Source organism: Acinetobacter sp. 24-47-64, assembly GCF_057737055.1.
In genome coordinates, this window is sequence record NZ_CM173215.1 from 1841373 (window position 1) to 1860158 (window position 18786).

Annotated in this window: 14 protein-coding genes; 3 read left to right on the forward strand and 11 right to left on the reverse strand. The window is 39.7% G+C overall.

The window, feature by feature from the left end:
- Nucleotides 1-36: 36 nt before the first annotated feature.
- The 6 genes from AC1M85_RS08830 to AC1M85_RS08855 form a co-directional block, all read right to left on the reverse strand.
- The gene (locus AC1M85_RS08830; protein WP_488212904.1) at nucleotides 37-2676 is read right to left on the reverse strand and encodes a bifunctional aconitate hydratase 2/2-methylisocitrate dehydratase; all 2640 of its coding nucleotides are present in this window, start codon (nucleotides 2674-2676) and stop codon (nucleotides 37-39) included.
- Between the two features lie 290 nt (nucleotides 2677-2966).
- A complete protein-coding gene (locus AC1M85_RS08835; protein WP_035267100.1) occupies nucleotides 2967-3236 on the reverse strand; it encodes a hypothetical protein in 270 nt (89 codons plus the stop codon).
- Nucleotides 3237-3379: 143 nt separating this feature from the next.
- A complete protein-coding gene (locus AC1M85_RS08840) occupies nucleotides 3380-3757 on the reverse strand; it encodes a hypothetical protein (protein WP_035267099.1) in 378 nt (125 codons plus the stop codon).
- Nucleotides 3758-3830: 73 nt separating this feature from the next.
- The gene (locus tag AC1M85_RS08845; RefSeq protein WP_488212905.1) at nucleotides 3831-4265 is read right to left on the reverse strand and encodes an I78 family peptidase inhibitor; all 435 of its coding nucleotides are present in this window, start codon (nucleotides 4263-4265) and stop codon (nucleotides 3831-3833) included.
- 118 nt (nucleotides 4266-4383) lie between these two features.
- Nucleotides 4384-8907, reverse strand: coding sequence for a translocation/assembly module TamB domain-containing protein (locus AC1M85_RS08850; RefSeq protein WP_488212906.1), 4524 nt, complete (start codon nucleotides 8905-8907; stop codon nucleotides 4384-4386).
- Between the two features lie 43 nt (nucleotides 8908-8950).
- Nucleotides 8951-11707, reverse strand: a complete 2757-nt coding sequence (locus tag AC1M85_RS08855) for an autotransporter assembly complex protein TamA (RefSeq protein ID WP_488212907.1) — start codon at nucleotides 11705-11707, stop codon at nucleotides 8951-8953.
- A 176-nt stretch (nucleotides 11708-11883) separates the two neighbouring features.
- On the opposite strand from AC1M85_RS08855, the gene AC1M85_RS08860 reads away from it, so the two are divergent.
- Together AC1M85_RS08860 and coq7 are read left to right on the forward strand one after the other, a co-directional pair.
- Nucleotides 11884-13203, forward strand: coding sequence for an MFS transporter (locus AC1M85_RS08860; protein WP_481589838.1), 1320 nt, complete (start codon nucleotides 11884-11886; stop codon nucleotides 13201-13203).
- Between the two features lie 4 nt (nucleotides 13204-13207).
- Nucleotides 13208-13843, forward strand: coding sequence for a 2-polyprenyl-3-methyl-6-methoxy-1,4-benzoquinone monooxygenase (coq7, locus tag AC1M85_RS08865; RefSeq protein WP_481589837.1), 636 nt, complete (start codon nucleotides 13208-13210; stop codon nucleotides 13841-13843).
- Nucleotides 13844-13871: 28 nt separating this feature from the next.
- Here coq7 and AC1M85_RS08870 read toward each other — a convergent pair whose 3' ends face one another.
- The 5 genes from AC1M85_RS08870 to AC1M85_RS08890 form a co-directional block, all read right to left on the reverse strand.
- Nucleotides 13872-14420 (reverse strand): DUF2799 domain-containing protein, encoded by a 549-nt coding sequence (locus tag AC1M85_RS08870; protein ID WP_488212908.1) that lies wholly within the window; start codon nucleotides 14418-14420, stop codon nucleotides 13872-13874.
- Nucleotides 14421-14566: 146 nt separating this feature from the next.
- Nucleotides 14567-15022, reverse strand: a complete 456-nt coding sequence (locus AC1M85_RS08875; RefSeq protein WP_373683270.1) for a 2-amino-4-hydroxy-6-hydroxymethyldihydropteridine diphosphokinase — start codon at nucleotides 15020-15022, stop codon at nucleotides 14567-14569.
- Nucleotides 14979-15359 carry a dihydroneopterin aldolase gene (folB, locus tag AC1M85_RS08880; RefSeq protein WP_488212909.1) on the reverse strand — a complete coding sequence of 127 codons (381 nt, stop codon included), beginning with the start codon at nucleotides 15357-15359 and terminating at the stop codon, nucleotides 14979-14981. The genes AC1M85_RS08875 and folB overlap by 44 nt, the downstream gene beginning before the upstream one ends.
- Nucleotides 15360-15478: 119 nt before the next feature.
- Nucleotides 15479-16777, reverse strand: coding sequence for an ABC1 kinase family protein (locus AC1M85_RS08885; protein WP_035267090.1), 1299 nt, complete (start codon nucleotides 16775-16777; stop codon nucleotides 15479-15481).
- Nucleotides 16778-16816: 39 nt separating this feature from the next.
- Nucleotides 16817-17596 carry a HesA/MoeB/ThiF family protein gene (locus AC1M85_RS08890; protein WP_488212910.1) on the reverse strand — a complete coding sequence of 260 codons (780 nt, stop codon included), beginning with the start codon at nucleotides 17594-17596 and terminating at the stop codon, nucleotides 16817-16819.
- A gap of 240 nt (nucleotides 17597-17836) precedes the next feature.
- Here AC1M85_RS08890 and AC1M85_RS08895 point away from each other — a divergent pair, with 240 nt between their 5' ends.
- Entirely contained in the window at nucleotides 17837-18763 is a 927-nt protein-coding gene (locus tag AC1M85_RS08895) for an N-acetylmuramoyl-L-alanine amidase (RefSeq protein WP_488212911.1), read from the forward strand.
- Nucleotides 18764-18786: the final 23 nt, after the last annotated feature.

Sequence of the window (18786 nt, forward strand, 5' to 3'; positions counted from 1 at the left end):
TTATTTCTAACTCAATATAAATTATTTTTCAATAACTTAGCTTAATTGAGCAGCAGCTATTTTTTTCGTATCAACGTCTTTAGCAGCGTCTGTATAGTCGTTCATTTGATCGAAGTTCAAGTACTTGTAGATATCCGCAGACATGCTGTCGATTTGAGCAGCATACTGTTGGTATTCTTCAGGAGTTGGTAACTTACCAAGTACCGCAGCAACAGATGCAAGCTCAGCAGAAGCCAAGTAAACGTTTGCACCTTGACCTAAACGGTTAGGGAAGTTACGCGTAGAAGTAGATACAACAGTTGTATTTGGAGCTACACGTGCTTGGTTACCCATACATAATGAACAACCTGGCATTTCTGTACGCGCACCAGCTTTACCATAAGTATTGTAGAAACCTTCTTCCATCAATTGGCGTTCGTCCATACGAGTTGGAGGAGCTAACCAAAGACGAGTAGATAAAGAGCCACCAGGTACTTTGTCTAAAAGTTTACCAGCTGCACGGAAATGACCGATGTTCGTCATACAAGAACCGATGAATACTTCATCAATTTTGTCGCCTTGAACGTCAGAAAGAAGTTTTGCATCATCTGGATCGTTCGGGCAGCAAAGGATAGGTTCTTTGATGTCAGCAAGGTCGATTTCATACACTTTCGTGTATTCAGCATCAGCATCAGCTTTAAGAAGTGATGGGTTCGCTAACCATTTTTCCATGTTCTCAACACGGCGCGCCATAGTACGAGCATCGCCATAACCTTCAGAGATCATCCACTTCAACATCGTGATGTTTGAACGAAGGTATTCAGCAACTTTCTCTTCAGAAAGTGTGATCGCACAACCAGCAGCAGAACGTTCAGCAGAAGCATCAGAAAGTTCGAACGCTTGCTCAACAGTTAAGTCAGTTTCCATTTCTGATAAGTCGATCTCTAAGATACGACCAGAGAAGATGTTTTTCTTACCTTTTTTCTCTACAGTTAAGTCACCTTCTTTAATCGCGTAGTAAGGAATCGCATGTACTAGGTCACGTAGTGTGATACCAGGTTGCATTTTACCTTTGAACTTCACAAGTACAGATTCAGGCATATCAAGTGGCATAACACCAGTTGCTGCAGCGAACGCTACAAGACCAGAACCCGCTGGGAAAGAAATACCGATTGGGAAACGTGTATGTGAGTCACCACCAGTACCAACTGTATCTGGAAGAAGCATACGGTTTAACCAAGAGTGGATAATACCGTCACCTGGACGTAGTGATACACCACCACGGTTCATGATGAAATCAGGAAGCGTGTGTTGCATTTGAACGTCTACTGGTTTTGGATACGCAGCAGTGTGACAGAAAGATTGCATTACGAGGTCAGCAGAGAAACCTAAGCAAGCTAAGTCTTTCAATTCGTCACGCGTCATTGGACCTGTTGTATCTTGAGAACCAACAGTTGTCATCTTAGGTTCGCAGTAAGTACCTGGAAGTACACCTTGACCTTCTGGAAGACCACAAGCACGACCAACCATCTTCTGAGCAAGCGTGAAGCCTTTGCCAGTTGCAGCTGGTTGAACTGGAGTACGGAACAAGTCAGAAGCAGGAAGGCCCAATTCTTCACGTGCTTTAGTAGTCAAGCCACGACCAATGATCAAGTTAATACGACCACCCGCACGTACTTCGTCTAGAAGTACTGGAGTTTTTAGTTCAGATTCAGCGATTTGTTCGCCATTTTTGAACGCAGTAACTTTCGCAGCAGCTTTGTCGATTTTAAGAGTGATTTCGTCGCCCATGTTCATGTTTGCAACGTCGATCTCAACAGGTAACGCACCAGCGTCTTCCATAGTGTTGAAGAAAATCGGAGCAATCTTAGAACCTAAGCAGTAACCGCCTTCTTTCTTGTTCGGAATGTGAGCGATTTCGTCACCAAAGAACCAAAGTACAGAGTTAGTTGCAGATTTACGAGAAGAACCTGTACCAACAACGTCACCCACGTAAGCAACTTGGTTGCCTTTCGCGATTAATTCTTTGATTTGGTTTAATGGACCAACTTCACCTGGAACTTCTGGCTTAATACCATCACGTTCGTTTTTCAACATTGCGTTAGCGTGTAACGGAATGTCTGGGCGGCTCCAAGCGTCTTGAGCTGGAGACAAGTCATCTGTATTTGTTTCGCCAGTAACTTTGAAAACTGTAAGTTTGATTTCTTCTGGAACGTCTTTACGGCTAGTGAACCATTCAGCGTCAGCCCAAGATTGAAGAACAGCTTTCGCGTTTTCGTTACCTGCTTTTGCTTTATCAGCAACGTCATGGAACGCATCAAAAACAAGAAGTGTTTTCTTAAGCGCTTCAGCAGCTAAAGCACCAAGCGCTGCGTCTTCTAATAATTCTACTAAAGGAGCAACGTTGTAACCACCAAGCATAGTACCTAGTAAGTAAACCGCACGCTCTTTAGAAACTAATGGAGAAGTCGCTTCACCTTTCGCCAAAGCAGCCAAGAAAGCAGCTTTTACGTAAGCAGCTTGGTCAACACCTGCTGGAACACGGTTTTCAAGCAAATCAACTAAGAATGCTTCTTCGCCAGCTGGTGGATTTTTTAATAATTCAACTAATGCAGCTGTTTGAGCGTCATCAAGTGGCTTCGGTGGGACTCCGAGTGCGGCACGTTCTTCAACGTGTTGGCGGTAAGCTTCTAGCACGGTGTTATTCCTCTTCTTTAAAAAATTACTTGCAATATCCTGCTTATAAAGCCTGCAAATAATATGGACTGCTAAATTTTACTAAAATTCCGGTTAAAAGTTAATGCAAGAAGAGTGTTTCTTTGTGATGACCATTATTTTCTTACTAAATGATCTCTCTTCTGATTACTCATTGTTCAATATGTTGTTTTATCGAACAATTCTGACATTAACATGAAGCTTTTACGGATCTGAAATAAATAAAAGGCAACAAGATGTTGCCTTTTAAATCCTTTTTTGACTATTCAACCTTAGTGGACAGTCGTGCGATCTAAATATTGTTGCAGACTTTCTCGTGTTCCTTCGAATCTGACCAAAATTTCATCATCATGTAGCATGCGGTGTTCGGCACAGGCAAAACTAATGTGTACCTGATAAATTTTGGCATGTTCATTGATCATATTTTTAAGATAGACTCGATCCCCTAAACTTAGGACGTAATGGCTGCCATTAATTACAGCAACACCATTGGCATCTTCAAGCAGAAGATCGGCATTATTCAGGTATGCGACCACTTCCATTGTTCCGCTCCTTTTGTTTTATTTATCTTATTTTTATATAAGCTTTTCTATTTTAATGCTAATCAAAATTTGTAATTAATTTCGACAAAAAAAAGGGAAACTTACGCTTCCCTCTTTTTTATGATCAATCTTATTGTGGCGCCTTAAAACTGTTTGTAGTCAGGCAGATTATCTTTATCGTAAGGAGTGGCTAAACACTCATCCGTTGCTTCTTTTTTGAATTTAGCCATTAATGCATCACGATCCACTTCTAATTGATTCGCAGGATAAGCATAGACCTTCTCAATTTGAGCATCTACAAATTTCTTCGTCGTCGGATCGGTCAGTTTAGAAGCATGTTCGACCGCTGCAGTCTTCTCGATACCATTTTGACGATCTAGCAAAATAGAGCGTGCAGCATTACCAATACTGGTACAGTAACCATGCCAGACTTCTTCAGGGGTTAGTGGCTTTTTTTCTTCACAAGCACTGAGCAAAACGGCTGAACCAAGTACAGCACCCAGAATCACGAATTTGTTCATACATCTCTCCTGTTGCGGCTATGATAATCGAGTTAAACCGAATAGGAAATCGTGTAATGACATTTCTCGTTCATTAACCGCAGCTTGAACGAATAATTTTATTCTGATCATCCACGGTTACTGTAATACGATCATTTCGATAATCCATAGTAACCAGATCATTTGGTCCGACACGGCGAATAATTTTGGCTTTGGTTTTATTCAAAATCTGTTGATCATCAAGATTATGCATACCGACTATTTTTTTCGCTTCTTCAGGCTTGCAAATATTTTGATGATGTCTAAATAGTTCCCATTCCTCTACCACAACACCATCTGGCAACTGGCAATAACCCACTTGACCATTTGCCTCATCACGTATTTCTAATTTTCCACCTTGTTGAACACAAAATTTGCTTGCAGGATTAGCCATTCCAATTTTTGGAGTAAGTTGCTCATTTTGAGTGGTTTGACAGCCCGCCATGAGTGTTGCAGCTGTCATCGCGATGAATATTGCAATTGTTTTCATTTTTTAATTCGTTCTTAACCGATAAATTTTAAGTCTAGCATTTTAACAATAGAGCTTAAATTTAATTTCGGTTTCTACAGTGCATTAAAAAGGGCTTCGATCGAAGCCCTTTTACCTTTTAGAATCTCCAATTGTAGAAAATATCAATGGCTTTTTCTAAAGACTGACTTGCTTCCAGATAGAGTCTTTGGTTCATCTGATATCGTAGCGTCAATTTATTGACTGGCGTAAAGACACCAACACCATATCGAATATATAAATCAGGGGTCAGATAACCTGTCACACTCACTTGAGTATCATCACCTGTTCCTTGCGCATCAAGAGCAAGACCACTTAACCCAAATGTCTGTCCAATTTGATTGGTCAAAGCACGTGTACCACCAAGCCCTAAGCTAATCCCCGCTGCAGCAATGGTATTGTTCACATCTGACTTAAAGCCTTCTGCTTGACTCAAGCTACTAGAACCCTCATTGATTCGACCTGTAATCAAGGCATTCATCGCCTCTTGTTCAGATAATCCCGCATCATTAAATACTTGGATATTTGGACTACTTGCGGTTCCAGTAACACGCACCCCAACTGTACTGCCTGAAATAAGTTTACTTGCTTCAACCTCAAGGGTTGGGTTGGACAATGCGCCATTGAAACGTGCAATTGCACGACTTAATTCTAAAGACTGCCCATAAGCTTCAATGGTAACGCGTTTACTTACACCAATCGCACCATTGGCACGCATGGCAGTTTCTAATCCGCGTTGCGTTAAATAAATTCTCCCAAGCAATGGAATACGACTATTAAAGCCTTGGAAAATCACTTGGTTTCCTAAATTTAATTCTAAGTCAGCGCGGATATCCCATGGCTTTGCAGCCTTAAGTACCGCGAGTTGATTATCACCTTCACGTACCACTCGAACATCGGCGGATAAAGGCACTACGGACGCACTCGATTCTGGCATTGAAATCAGCGCACGCGGAACTTCAACTTTACCATTCAAAGTTAACTGCTTACTGACAGGACGTGCATCTAAATCCATTTCAGTGTTCACAACAGCTGTGATTAATGGTGCTTGGCGAATAAATAAATTATCACCTTTGAGTTTTAAACGAATTCTAGGATCATTTTTCCAATCGATATCACCCGTTAACTTACCCACACCTCGACCACTATTGAAAGCGCCATCGATCGTCGCTTGGTTTTGACGAATAGATGAATACAGCTGAATATTCGTGAGATTAACAGGTAACGAAATCATGCTGATTGAACCATTTTTAAGTCGCATTTCGCCGTTAAATAACGGTTGAGTCAATGTCCCACTGATTTTACCCGCAAGGGATAAATTACCATCGATTTTACGCACATCCGCAATGAATGGTTTTAAAATTTTCAGTTGTACTTGACTCAGAGCAACTTCACCACGCATTGGTTTCGAATCAACAAATGGATTCACCACAACATTTGCATATCCAGTCCCAATATTCGGAGCTTTCAAATCAGCACGAAGTAATAATCCTTCACGAATACTTCGCGCAATAAGACTTACTTCATCATAGTTCATTGTAGTGCTGATATCATCAGGATCGGCAGCTGCTAGACCCACAACACCATTACGCGTAACAAGTTTGGCATCGATTTTTGGTTGAATGCCTTGCCCCCAAGACGCTTTAGCATAACCATCCAATTTACCCGTAATTGCGAAACCTTCAGGCATAAATGCGGCAAAGTCACCAAGATCTAAATTCCGACTCACAAATGAGGTGCTACCTTTGGTCTTACTCACACGTAAAGGCTGATCAAAGCAAAGTTGGCTCTGATTACTGGTCCAGCAATGAGCACCCACAAATAATTCTGTTTTCGCAGTATTATAAATCACAGGGGCAGGTTGAGCCTGTTTCAAATGCGCGCGTGCTGAGTCAAAGTCACCTTTTTGAATTTGACCTAACCAATCATTCGCAGGATTAAATCCACCTGCCAGTTGAACATAAAATTTAGAAAGCTTGTTCGCGGCTTGGACTTTCAATAAATGTGCTTTTCGCGTACCAGCAATTGAGACTTCAGCATTTTGAATCTCACGATTGCCACTTCTTAAACTGTCCATTCTTGCAGTTAATGCAGTAGGCACTGTATCTGAAGTTGGTAATTCCCCTTGGATGTTGAGTGATTTGATACTGACAAGATCATTGAAACCAAAGTTATTCACCTTTACATTCGCAGTTGCGGACAATCTCGGTTGAGACTGCACATTAACAAAACCTTGCGCACGACCACGTAAACCAGGATAAAGCTCAAATAATGCAGGTGCGTCAATTTTAACGCGAAGATTCTGAGCATTCCCTTCGGCTTGAATCTGATTCTGCGCATACACAAAATACAAATTATTGGCTTCAAACTGTTGTGGCAAGAAACCTGTCTGATTCGAATTAAGAATAACAGCAAGATTACCTTTTGCTCTCAGCGGTTTTTTATTGATCATGCCAGCGAGGTTGAGTCGATCAATATTAATTTTTTTCAAACGAGCTGACCAAACACCATCCGTTTTGACATTACCTGAAATTTCACCTTTAACACTTGAAACAAAATAATGAGGCTTAAAGCGTATTAAAGAAGCATTAATGTCCCATCCGATTCCATTGGCTAAATTGACTAAACCATTGGCATTGATCTGACCCGCAGCACCCTGATGTTTAAATTCGGAAATATTGATGCGCTGAGGTGTGCCTGCTACACGTATTTTAAGCTGACCATCCCCTTGTGACAGTTGGCTTGCATGTAATGCACCATCATAATTTACTGCGAAGCCTTTAAAACCACCACCCGACTTTTCATCATGTAGAAGAATGGCTGCTGTACTTGAGCCAGTCAGCTTAATTGTTTCCGGTGGATTTTGATTGGCAAGTTGACCTGAAAGATTAATCTGATTTAACTGAATAATTTGCTGGTTAGGTCGAGCAAAGCCACTCGCTTGAATTTGTCCATTTAATAAATTTACAGGAGCAGCATAACTGATGGTTTGCGGATTAAAGTCTTTTGCATTAAGCACCGCATTCCACTTCAACTGTCTTTGATCAGATGGTAATTCAACCTTGGCATTTGCTTGTAAAGATCCTTTTCCATCTGCTTGATAGATAAATGAAGGAACATGAAGATCATTACCTTTAAGGTCTAATTGGGCATTGTATTTGCCAGCAGGTAATGTTCCTTTTTCATTTGCACCAACTACGGTTGCCACATGAATATTTTGTTGACCTTCAACTAAAGCAAGTTTTACATCCCCAGATTCACTACTTAACCAACCAATGTACGGAACAGCACGATCAATATTTTTCCAAGCGACATCTAGCAACATCGGATTCGGCTTATTATTTTTTTGTTCAGCTTGATTAAGATTTAAATTCCATGTTTCATATTGGTCGAAATCAATAAGTGCTGTGAGAGCTAATCCCTTCTCTAACGAACCTGCTGAAGCGATTTTGGCATCCAAACGTTCTGGCAGAAAATCTTGCACCACTTGTGGAATCACTTTATCTTTTGGATTGATTTTATCTAAGCGACCTTGCACATCCCAAGTGACTTTATCCTTCCACCCGACGACACCCACAAGATTCAGCGCCCCGTTCATCAATTGACCATTCAGGTTTGAAATATTCAATTGATTGACGAGATCTGTATGCGCAAGCGCAGTATATTGTCCTTGAGGAATATTTTTACCAGAAATATCGGTGTTAATATCCAAATTCAAACGTTGGATATCTCCAGAAAACTTAGCAACACCTTGTTTAGATAAAAGCTCCTGCTCTAGCATTAAAGGCCAGTGATAATCTTTAAAGTTTAAAGCACCCTGCATTGGTACATTTTTTCGAACTGGATGTACCACTGCCCAACCTGTTAATAAATCAGGGGTACGTGTGGCAATGCCCGCTTGAATGGTATCTAAAGAGCCTTTTGCATGGAGATAAATATCCTCAACGTTGATCGACTTTAAAGATGGGAGTCTTACAACTGCTTGCGCATCTAACGGATATTTACCTTTAAAATCCATCTGACCTGTTGCATTTTTTACAGACAAATAACCCATATCAAACTGCGAGTCTTCAAACTTAAGCTCAGTACCTGACCATAGTGCTTCGTTTAGGATAATGTCATTAAATTGCACGTTAGAACTTGAAGTTTGGATCACCAATTGATCGATATCGGCATGATCAACACGTAAAACAAAAGGGAGTTTAATTTCACTAAACTTAAATGGCTCATCACTTGGCGGTGACTTGTTAATGACACGCAAATTTCGGACATCGGCACGATTCAAATGAATTTCTTTATCTAATATGGCACGCCAACCCAAAGTGACATCAGCTCTATCAATTTTCACATCAACTGATTTCAGCGTCACCAATACATTTTTTAGAATAATGCCTTGAAGTAAATTTCCACCTTCATATTCATACTGAATAATCTGTTGAGTGGACAAAGCACGGTCAAGTAAGAATTTACTGCCTTTGTCTGTTGAAAACATTACGGCAAGCGAAGCCACAAAAAAGATCAGAATAAATAAAATGATCAGCAATACACGGCGTAATAAACTTCGCTGTGGCGTCACGTTTTGATCAGGTTGTTGCTCAGGTTGCTGCTCGATGTCTTCAGCCATACTTATTCCAAAAAATGTTTGAGTACTTTTATTATCTTAAATATTAAAGTTGCGGCCCGATAAAGAAATGTAGACGAATCGGTTTACCAGGATCAGATATCCCCGATGCCACATCTAGACGAATTGGACCAATTGGAGAGTTCCAGCGGATTCCTGCTCCTATGCTATATTCAGTATCATTGGTAAATTTTTCATCATAAGCATTACCAAAATCACTAAATAATGCGGCGCGCCAGCCTTCTTTAAATTGGTAATTGTACTCTAAAGTCCCAATCGCACGCGCTTGACCTCCGACTTTATATCCAAATTCCACAGGGGACAAACTCTTATAGTCAAATCCTCGTAGACTTTGGTCACCCCCTTCAAAGAATCTCAAGTTATAGGGCACTTTTTGAAAATCTTCAGTGATGATATAACCGAGGTTTGCCCCACCAATGAATTGATGATCATTGTTACTGCCTAATGAATATAAAAATTTCCAGTTCGCATTTACAATCGCCATATCAGCATCGGATAGCAGGCTCTCACTCCCCAATTGGATTTTGTAGTTTTGTTTAAATCCTTTTGTCGGATTTAATCGATTATCACTGGTGACTTTAGTGGCTTCATAACCAAGTAATAAAGATTGCTGCTCATCATTACCCGTTGCAACGACAAACTCTGGGATTTCATCCCAATTGGTATCTGGGTCAAGTGTCTCAGGAATATCACCTTCAATCGTCATACGATCTAGACGATAACGCACGCCAAAAATATGCTGCCAATCACGACGCGCACCTTTAATAATTCTGTCAGCTCCGGCAACGGCGGATTCCACGATGAGATTTAATCCATTACCAATTTCATCACGATCTTCACGCTCGTACCCCCCCACTAGACTGACATAATCATTTAATGGGTGTTTATATGGAATATTATAACGACCATCAATCGATTGTCTGACTTGTGACAACTCTAAGTTTGCATCAAACGAATGACCACGATCATTCACAATAGAACGGCGGTACTGACTTCGTAAGCGCACACCGGTATCAGTACCATAACCAATACCCGCTTCAACACTATTTAATTTATCCGCATTCAATGTCACGATGACAGGGATTTTTTTCTCTTCACGTGCTAAGGCTTGTAAACGCTCATTCTCAGCCTCCTTGGCTTGTGCTTGATTCTCAGAATCATTCCGTTGTTGCAAGGTACGACGCTCATTTCCGCCAGCAAATTGAGTTTCATCTGCCACATTCTGCGTGACTTCTTCTGATGAACTTGCCTGTTGTTCAGCCTTTTCTTGACCTGTTAATAAACTTCGATCGATTTTTTGCTCATCCACTAAAGCCTGCAAATCAGGTGCGAGTTCAAGCGGCTTAATAATTGGATCAGGTTTAACAGCGTCAACGAGGCTATAGTTAAAATAACGTGAATTGGTTAAGTTGTTGGCTAATACATTTACACGCCATGCGGTAAAGTCTGCACCTTCTTGCCAAGGAGCTAATGTTCTTAAAATATCTTCACGAATCGGTAATTTTTTTGATGGATCACTCATTCTAAACTGCACATCATCCAGCTTATAACGTTCACCTGTTTCCATCTTCAAATTTATATCTGCTTGATTTTGAGGGCGGGCCAACATGACATCGTGCATTCGCCAATAATAATCAAAGAAACCGTTGTTATTCGCCGCTTCAATGATTCGAGCTTTTGTCGCTTCGTATTTACCATGATCGAAAATATCACCCACCTCCAAATCAGGAAGCACTCGAATCACTTGCAATTGAGCAAGATTCTGCCCAGGCCCAGTAAATTCAATATTTTGTTCTCGCACCACTACTGGATTATGAGGTGTGACATTGACACGCACACGGTTATCACTGACTTTTTCAAACTTAAATTCAGCATCGTAATAACCTACGGCTTGTGCAGCTTGGACAGTCATATTACGGAGTTGCGGGACGGCAGCATTGAAATCTGAAAATGACTCAACTGTGAATGATGATAACTTTGCTTTGATATTGTCCGCGAGTGGTTTAGGTGCGCCTGTAACATCTGCGGTAATACGTGGCACAGCAGCGGGCTGATTAAGACGTGGAGGACGTATTTTGTAGAAAATGCGTTTAAACACATTTACTTTTTCTGGTTCTTTATTTTCAGGTTCTTGGGTTTGAACGGATAATGAACGTCCTTCCACATTTTCAGACACCTCAATCTGACGATCAGACTGAATATTTTGCATCAACTGATCAATGTTGACTGGCGCTTTTGTTAACTCAGCTTCTGAAATGTCATTCGCAGGTAGATCTTGTACTTGAATGGCTGGAGTCGTCAATCCCGATCTGAAATTTTGCGCTTCCTGCTTGGCTTCTTCAGCGACTGATAAAATTTCATTGGCAAGTCGAGGGTCCACACTCTCCTCAGGCAGCAACTCCAAATCATCAAATTCTATCGGCTTGAATTGCTCTTGTGGACTCAATTGCTCTTGCTGCTGAAGCATTTCATAACTATTAAAATCATCTTGCCCACTCAACTGATCTATTTTTTGATCAATACTTTCAATTTTTTCTTTTGACAATCCCTGTTGCTGCGCAACGTTTTCTATTTTTTGTTTATTATTTTCGATGGCTTGTACGGATGTCGCAGGCTCAAGCTCCTGACTTGAAACCACTGTATCGGCTGCAAATAACACAGGTGAAGAAAGAGCACCTAAAAAAACACTTGCATAGAACCATTTATTGATATCATTTGATATCCATGTGTGCTGTACACATTGGGAAAGTAATGATTTTTTAAATTGTGTTTTCGATGGCATACTGCGCTCTGAATACTTTATATTTTAAATAGAAAATACGGATTTTTCACTCAAGCTAACTGAATCAAATTTCTAGTATTTTCGAAATTTTTAGGATGAAAATATGATACATGATTTTCCGATATTGTTACTAAATCATCACATTTCTTAATAATTTTTAAAAAAGCTGAATTGTCATGCAAAAACAAGAGCATCTACTGAGTTCGCGCCGTTTTTTACCTATGTTTTTGACTCAATTTTTTGGAGCCTTAAACGATAATGTCTTTAAACAATCCTTATTGCTTGTCATTACCTATGGTTGGATTCAACAACAGACCGCAAGCGTAAGCACACTGAATAATCTAGCTGCACTTCTCTTTATTCTACCTTACTTCATTTTTTCAGCGACTGCAGGACAAATTGCAGACAAATACGAACGCTCTTTCTTGATTCGTAATATCAAATTGCTTGAAATCTTGATTATGCTGATTGGTACTGCTGGATTTTTACTCGGCAATTTATGGCTATTGTTATTAGCATTGTTCCTCATGGGTACTCACAGTACCTTCTTCGGACCGATTAAATACGCCATTCTCCCTGAAATATTAAAACCGAATGAATTGATGTCGGGTAATGCTTTATTTCAGTCAGGTACTTCCATTGCAATATTGATGGGGATGATCTTGGGTGGTGTAGTGATTTCAAACTCTGAAGGCAACTTAGTTTGGATCAGCCTGACGGTCTTGACCATCGCGATACTTGGTTATAGTTGTAGTCGCTTCATTGTCAAACAAAAAGTCCGTGAAAATCATATCAATGTCGATTGGAATTTCTTTCGAACCAGTTTTCAAACCATACGTTATGCAAAAAGTTTACCCCTCATCTTTACCATTTTATTGGGTAATTCTTGGTATTGGTTTTACGGCGCGACTTATTTAACTCAAATTCCTCAAATGACTCAGCAAAATCTACACGCCAATGAAAATGTGGTCAGCCTCCTCCTTACCTTTTTTTCTGTGGGTATTGGTGTAGGTTCATTGCTATGCCGAAAAATTGGTGGCTCAGAGGTCAATATTAAAATGGTGCCTATTGGTGCAGTAGGCTTAACCGTTTTCGCCTTCTATTTAGCAGGAAGTTTAGCCTTTGTTCCTGAAAGGACTGGAGATTTTATTGGCATATCAGACATGTTTAATTCTGGTATGATTTATTATCATGTGATGATTGCAGTTACTTTATTGGGGATCAGTGGTGGTTTTTATATTGTTCCGCTGTATGCCATGATGCAAGCCTATTCACCGTGTTCACATCGTGCTCGCGTAGTGGCTGCTAATAACATTATGAATGCAGTATTCATGGTGTCTTCTGCTATATTCTCCATTATTATTTTAAGTATCTTAAGTATTGATATTAAGATTCTATTCGGTATTACAGCAATATTGAGTGCTCTGTACACGATTTGGTTATTAACACGCTTAAAACCAATGTTAAAAAATGCTCAAATTGATTTAGAGGATTAAGGTTATGCGTCACTACACAGGTCTAGATAAATTTATCCATTCATTTGATCAAGCACTGCGTAGTTTGGTACCAGGCACCACCACCTCACAACGTGAAAATCCAGCAAGTCAAGCAGAGACTCATCTCGCAGTGAGTGAAGCAAGGCATGTTGCTGGACTCATGCGTGTTAATCACAGTGGTGAAGTCTGCGCTCAAGCGCTTTATCACGGTCAAGCATTGACAGCTAAATTGCCTAATGTTCGTCGTGAAATGGAGCATGCCGCGATTGAAGAACAAGATCATTTAGCATGGTGTGAAGATCGTTTAAAAGAGTTAGATAGTCATACAAGTCTACTCAATCCTGTATGGTATGGTCTTTCTTTTGGTATGGGTGCGATTGCAGGTATTGCTGGTGACAAATACAGTTTAGGCTTCGTTGCAGAAACTGAACGCCAAGTGAGTCTGCATTTGCAACACCATCTTGACCAACTCCCACCGCATGATGAACGCTCTCGTCAAATTTTGAAACAGATGAATCAGGATGAACTTCAACATCGAGATACTGCACTAAATGCAGGTGGTGTGGAATTACCAGCTGCGGTCAAAATCGCAATGACGGGTATATCCAAACTCATGACCAAAACAAGTTATTATATTTAAAAAAAACGCGGCTCATGGGCCGCATTTTTTATAGATGATGGAATCGTCTAAACTTATTTAATTCACGCTCAGCATGATTGAAATTCAAATCTAACCGCAATTTATCCTGCTTTAAGGACTTTATTTTCTTAAGATACTCTTCCCGCTTTTCTTTGGTGATTTTGTCATCCAGTAAGTAGTCTCGATAAGTTTCAATTTCTTTATCTTTAGCATCTTTGTCTTTCTTAGAACGATAGTACTGATCGGCCACATTATAAAAGGGTGCTAATTGGGCATGTAACTCTGATGGACAAACCCTATACCCACCTCTTCCATCCAAAGCTCCATCGAAAATAACTTCGGGTTGACAATATGAACGAAGCCCGAGTTGGTAACCTTTTTCATATAACTTGTGATCAGGTTCAATATTCACTTTTGAACAGGCTTTTTGATGTTTATCAATGCGATTCGAATAACCACTGCTTCCATCTTTTTCACCTATTTCCGACCATTGAGCAGTTCGACACTCTTGAGGGGAAAGCGTTGCACAACCTGAGAGGAACGCCAAAATTGCGCTTAACACAATAATTTTATACATCTTCTTGATATGGAGCTTATTTATTTTGAAGTGCGGTATTATAAAAATTAGTCCATTCAAAAGAAGCCGATTATTGTTACATCAGAGCCTATTTGCGTATCAAAGACATATTTGATCAATGCTACCGATGGACTATTCGGCGAAACTCATCCTATTTTAGAAAATGAACCATCTAGTGACACTTGAGGAAAATGATGCGCTTCATGCTCAAATAATGGATTTTCCCAAATATCAAACATTGGAATTTTAACATCTAAGGCTAATGGCATTTTTTTTGGATTAAATTGCATATTTTGGAGCGTATTTCCCCATGCAATGAGATCTACATCCAAAGAGATATCATGTGACGGACGGACTCGACCAGAAGCTTTTTCCAGCGCTTTTAAAAGATTGGTAATTTCATTGACTTGCTGCTTTGATTCTAATAAACATGCAGCATTCCAATAATCTTGTCCAACACCATCTCGACAAGGTATGACATAGATAGGAGAACGCGTAATACATCCCAATGACGCAATTTGTTTTAATGCATTCACCAGATGATTGTGCGGTTGGCTATTACTCGCCAATGCTAGCGCATAAATCATTACGGTGTCTTTCAAGACGAATTCCTACTGAATTGGCTTGTGGAATAATGGCAGGCTTACGCACAGTAATTTGAATAGACTCAATTGCTGGATATTGGTCAAACAAAGCTTTGAGGACAATTTTTGCAGCAAATTCAATTAATTCAGGTTGAGCTTTTTGAATCGTCTGAGTCGCGATTTCACAAATTTCAGCATAATTTAAAGTATCAGCGAGAAGATCTGAATTTGATGCCTGCTCTAAATCAGTCGCAATATGAAGATCAAGCAATAATGGTTGAATGATTTGCCGTTCCCAGTCAAAACATCCGATGACTGTTTCAACTTTCAAACCTTCAATTAATATGGAATCCATCTTCAATCATGACCTTTTCGTAAACTATCAAACAGTGATAGCACACTTGACGGGAGGCGATAAAAGCAAATCCTCTTCTATTGAGGATTTGCTTTTATATTTTAACACTTGTTTAAGATTTAATGTTTCAACAAAAGATTAGGATCGATTGTTTGTACCATTTGTAAGCGCTGATCTGCATAAATATCAGTGTACGGCGCAAGAATTCTCATAAAACGATCAAAATAAAGCATTTGTTTAAACAGCAATGCGAAATCCCGTGGGAAACGGATGCCATGACGCTCACCTACAGCCACCATATCCATCATGATGTCATTTAAGTCGGCTGGATTAGATGACAGAATTTGCTGAGGATCAGCGGTGAGCACGCCACTGAATAATCGTTCTAAATCGTTTGCCAAAACTGTTGTATCAATTTGCGTATTGGTCATGCCCATTTTCAGCATATTTTCTGCCATCAATGGATAATTGGTATTTTGCAATGCATCCATGAAAGCAATACATGCAGTCCATACTTCAGGCTTTAATTGTCCCACAATACCAAAATCAATGAATCCAATGCGACCATCATCCAAAAGCATGAGGTTGCCTGCATGTAAATCTGCATGGAAACTTTCACACATCATCAAACTACCAAACCATGTGTTCATGGCAGTAATCAAAACCTGTGATGGGTCTTTGGAAACTTGACGAACCACATCGAAATCCGTCAACGGCACGCCATACAGACGCTGCATTGTCAGGACACGGCGTGTTGAATATTGATGATATACCTTTGGTGCAGTCGCTTTGGTATTTTGAGTAATGTGCAGATAATTAACAAAATCATCAATATTTTTTGCTTCTTCAATAAAATCAACTTCACGAACCATACGTGTTTTGATTTCTTCAACAATATCCGCAAGTGAAGCAAATTTAACTTTAGGAACTGCCTTCTCTAGAATCTTGGTCGCCCAATGTAGGACATTTAAATCCGTATAAAGGATGGTTTCAACACCAGGTTTTTGCACTTTGATCACGACATCTTCGCCGCTCACCAATTTAGCAGCATGCACTTGTGCGATCGAAGCAGAAGCTAATGGCGTTTCATCAATAGATGCGAAAATTTCACCTAAATCACGACCTTCAAACTCAGCATTCAAGACACTTTCAATATAGCTAAATGGGAGTTTAGGTGTCTGATCTAAACACCCTTGAAATTCCTCAACATATTCACGTGGAAATAATGAAGGCGTGCTGGCAATAAACTGTCCCAACTTAATATACGTTGAACCAAGTGACTCGAAAGTTTCGCGCATTAATTTCGCATTACTCGGTTTTTCTGTCGCGTATTTAATCCCTGCTCGCGCAGCAATGACCGCAGTTTCACCTACACGGGCCACTGAGCGTAAACCATCTAACCAAATATTATTTTTCATAATGTCGATATTAAATTTCGATATGTTGAGTGTAGCAAATTAAATTGTCTTTGCGGATTGACTGCTGTGACAGATTTGACATTCTTTATCCTTGTCAAAATTCAAAATTCGCTGTTGCATGTTCCTTCCATTCCATAGAAGGATCTTCTGTTTTAATGGTGTTAAATTTAACCCCAGATATAATAGCGCATGATGTGCTTGCATACTTGCCATCACGTTAGGAGTTGTTGCTAAAACTCCTGAATCTGCACACCTTAAACTATCATCTGCATGATCTTCTTTGGGAAAAAGACATTCATAACACGCTGATTCACCATCCACCATAAATAACTGACCCTGCAAACCAATTGCAGAAGCACTGATGAGTGGAACATTCGCATCCTTACAGATTTGATTGACCAAATAACGGGTTTCAAAATTATCACAACCATCTAACACAAGATCTTGATGTGTAATCAGTGCGGCAGCATTATTAAAATCAATTTTTGAAGTGATGTATTCAATCTTAATATAAGGATTAATTTGAGAAATTTTCTTTGCTAACACTTCAGCTTTGTAAAAACCCACATCATGATGATCAAAGGCAAGTTGTCGCTGTAAATTACTGATTTCTACAGTATCAGCATCGATGAGTGTCAACTTACCTACACCTGCTCTTGCCAACAACTCTGCAGTCAAACACCCTATCCCACCACAACCAATAATAAGCACATTGGACAGTTTTAATCTTTCTTGTGCATCAATATCCCAATCCTCTAGTAATATTTGTCTTGCGTACAACTGTAGCTCAACATCACTCAGTTCAATGCTATCACTCACCTAAACACCCTGATTACATGCTTGTATAAGCCTATGATACCGAATAAATAAGCAGTCTATTCATACAATTCTGAAGATAATTTTTACCCTAGAAGATCTGTACCTTATTGTTACAATTCGAATAGGTTTGTTTAATTTTTATTATTTTATTTTTTAATATCAATAAACATAATCTCAATAATTGATTCACTAGCAATTGATTTTAAAAACATCTAAATCCAATAAATGACAGTTATACTTATGAATAAAAAAATTTTAGCACTCGCTACATTATTAATGTCGAGTTTATTCCTGACGGCATGTAAAGATGAAAAGATCACCAACATTACATACGTCAATCAAGGTTCGGATACCCAACCAGAATATATAGAAAGCACGCTTTATGATCTGGACGAAGAGAACACTTCACCGAATCAAGACAATCGGCAAATGTTCTTGATTCTGCACTACACAGCAGTATCTAAAGACGAAACTCTAGCTTTGTTTAAAGATCCTAATTTTCCTGCCAGTAGTCACTATTTTGTACCCGAATTACCAACCAATGGTAAATTTACTGTGTACCGTCTTGTGCCTGATGATAAAAGAGCTTGGCATGCTGGCGCGAGTTCTTGGCAGACCAACAGTAGTTTGAATGCCTCGAGTATCGGAATTGAAATTGAAAATCTCGGTTTCCCTGCAGATGATGAACAACTCCCTTTGATGCAACGTCGATGGTATCCATTTTCATCAAAACAACAAATCGAAGTCCTTGCGGATATTATTTTAAAAATGACTAAAAAATACGAGATCAGACCCGACCGAATTTTGGGGCACAGTGATATTTCTCCAGGTCGTAAATTCGATCCAGGTCCGCTATTTCCTTGGAAACGTTTATATGAAGACTACAACATTGGTGCTTGGTACGATAACGACACTGTAAATTATTATCGTACCTATCATCCTTGGAAGAATGATATTGCTTCGTTACAAAGCAAATTGGCATTATACGGATATAACATTCCTGTCACTGGTCAATATGATCAAGTCACTCAAAATGTTGTATCCGCATTCCAAATGCATTTTTATCCTGAGAAATATGATGGTTTCGCGGATATTGAAACTGTAGCCCGGCTTGATGCATTACTTGAGAAGTATCGAAATGTAGCTCGTCCGGCGATTTCACCATAAAGCATCTGAGATCAGTTTAGTCG

Excerpts from the sequence above, each read along its gene's own strand:
- AC1M85_RS08835 (WP_035267100.1), bottom strand. The coding sequence starts at position 3,236 with ATGGAAGTGGTCGCATACCTGAATAATGCCGATCTTCTGCTTGAAGAT.
- AC1M85_RS08840 (WP_035267099.1), bottom strand. The coding sequence starts at position 3,757 with ATGAACAAATTCGTGATTCTGGGTGCTGTACTTGGTTCAGCCGTTTTG.
- AC1M85_RS08845 (WP_488212905.1), bottom strand. The coding sequence starts at position 4,265 with ATGAAAACAATTGCAATATTCATCGCGATGACAGCTGCAACACTCATG.
- AC1M85_RS08850 (WP_488212906.1), bottom strand. The coding sequence starts at position 8,907 with ATGGCTGAAGACATCGAGCAGCAACCTGAGCAACAACCTGATCAAAAC.
- AC1M85_RS08855 (WP_488212907.1), bottom strand. The coding sequence starts at position 11,707 with ATGCCATCGAAAACACAATTTAAAAAATCATTACTTTCCCAATGTGTA.
- AC1M85_RS08860 (WP_481589838.1), top strand. The coding sequence starts at position 11,884 with ATGCAAAAACAAGAGCATCTACTGAGTTCGCGCCGTTTTTTACCTATG.
- coq7 (WP_481589837.1), top strand. The coding sequence starts at position 13,208 with ATGCGTCACTACACAGGTCTAGATAAATTTATCCATTCATTTGATCAA.
- AC1M85_RS08870 (WP_488212908.1), bottom strand. The coding sequence starts at position 14,420 with ATGTATAAAATTATTGTGTTAAGCGCAATTTTGGCGTTCCTCTCAGGT.
- folB (WP_488212909.1), bottom strand. The coding sequence starts at position 15,359 with ATGGATTCCATATTAATTGAAGGTTTGAAAGTTGAAACAGTCATCGGA.
- AC1M85_RS08885 (WP_035267090.1), bottom strand. The coding sequence starts at position 16,777 with ATGAAAAATAATATTTGGTTAGATGGTTTACGCTCAGTGGCCCGTGTA.
- AC1M85_RS08895 (WP_488212911.1), top strand. The coding sequence starts at position 17,837 with ATGAATAAAAAAATTTTAGCACTCGCTACATTATTAATGTCGAGTTTA.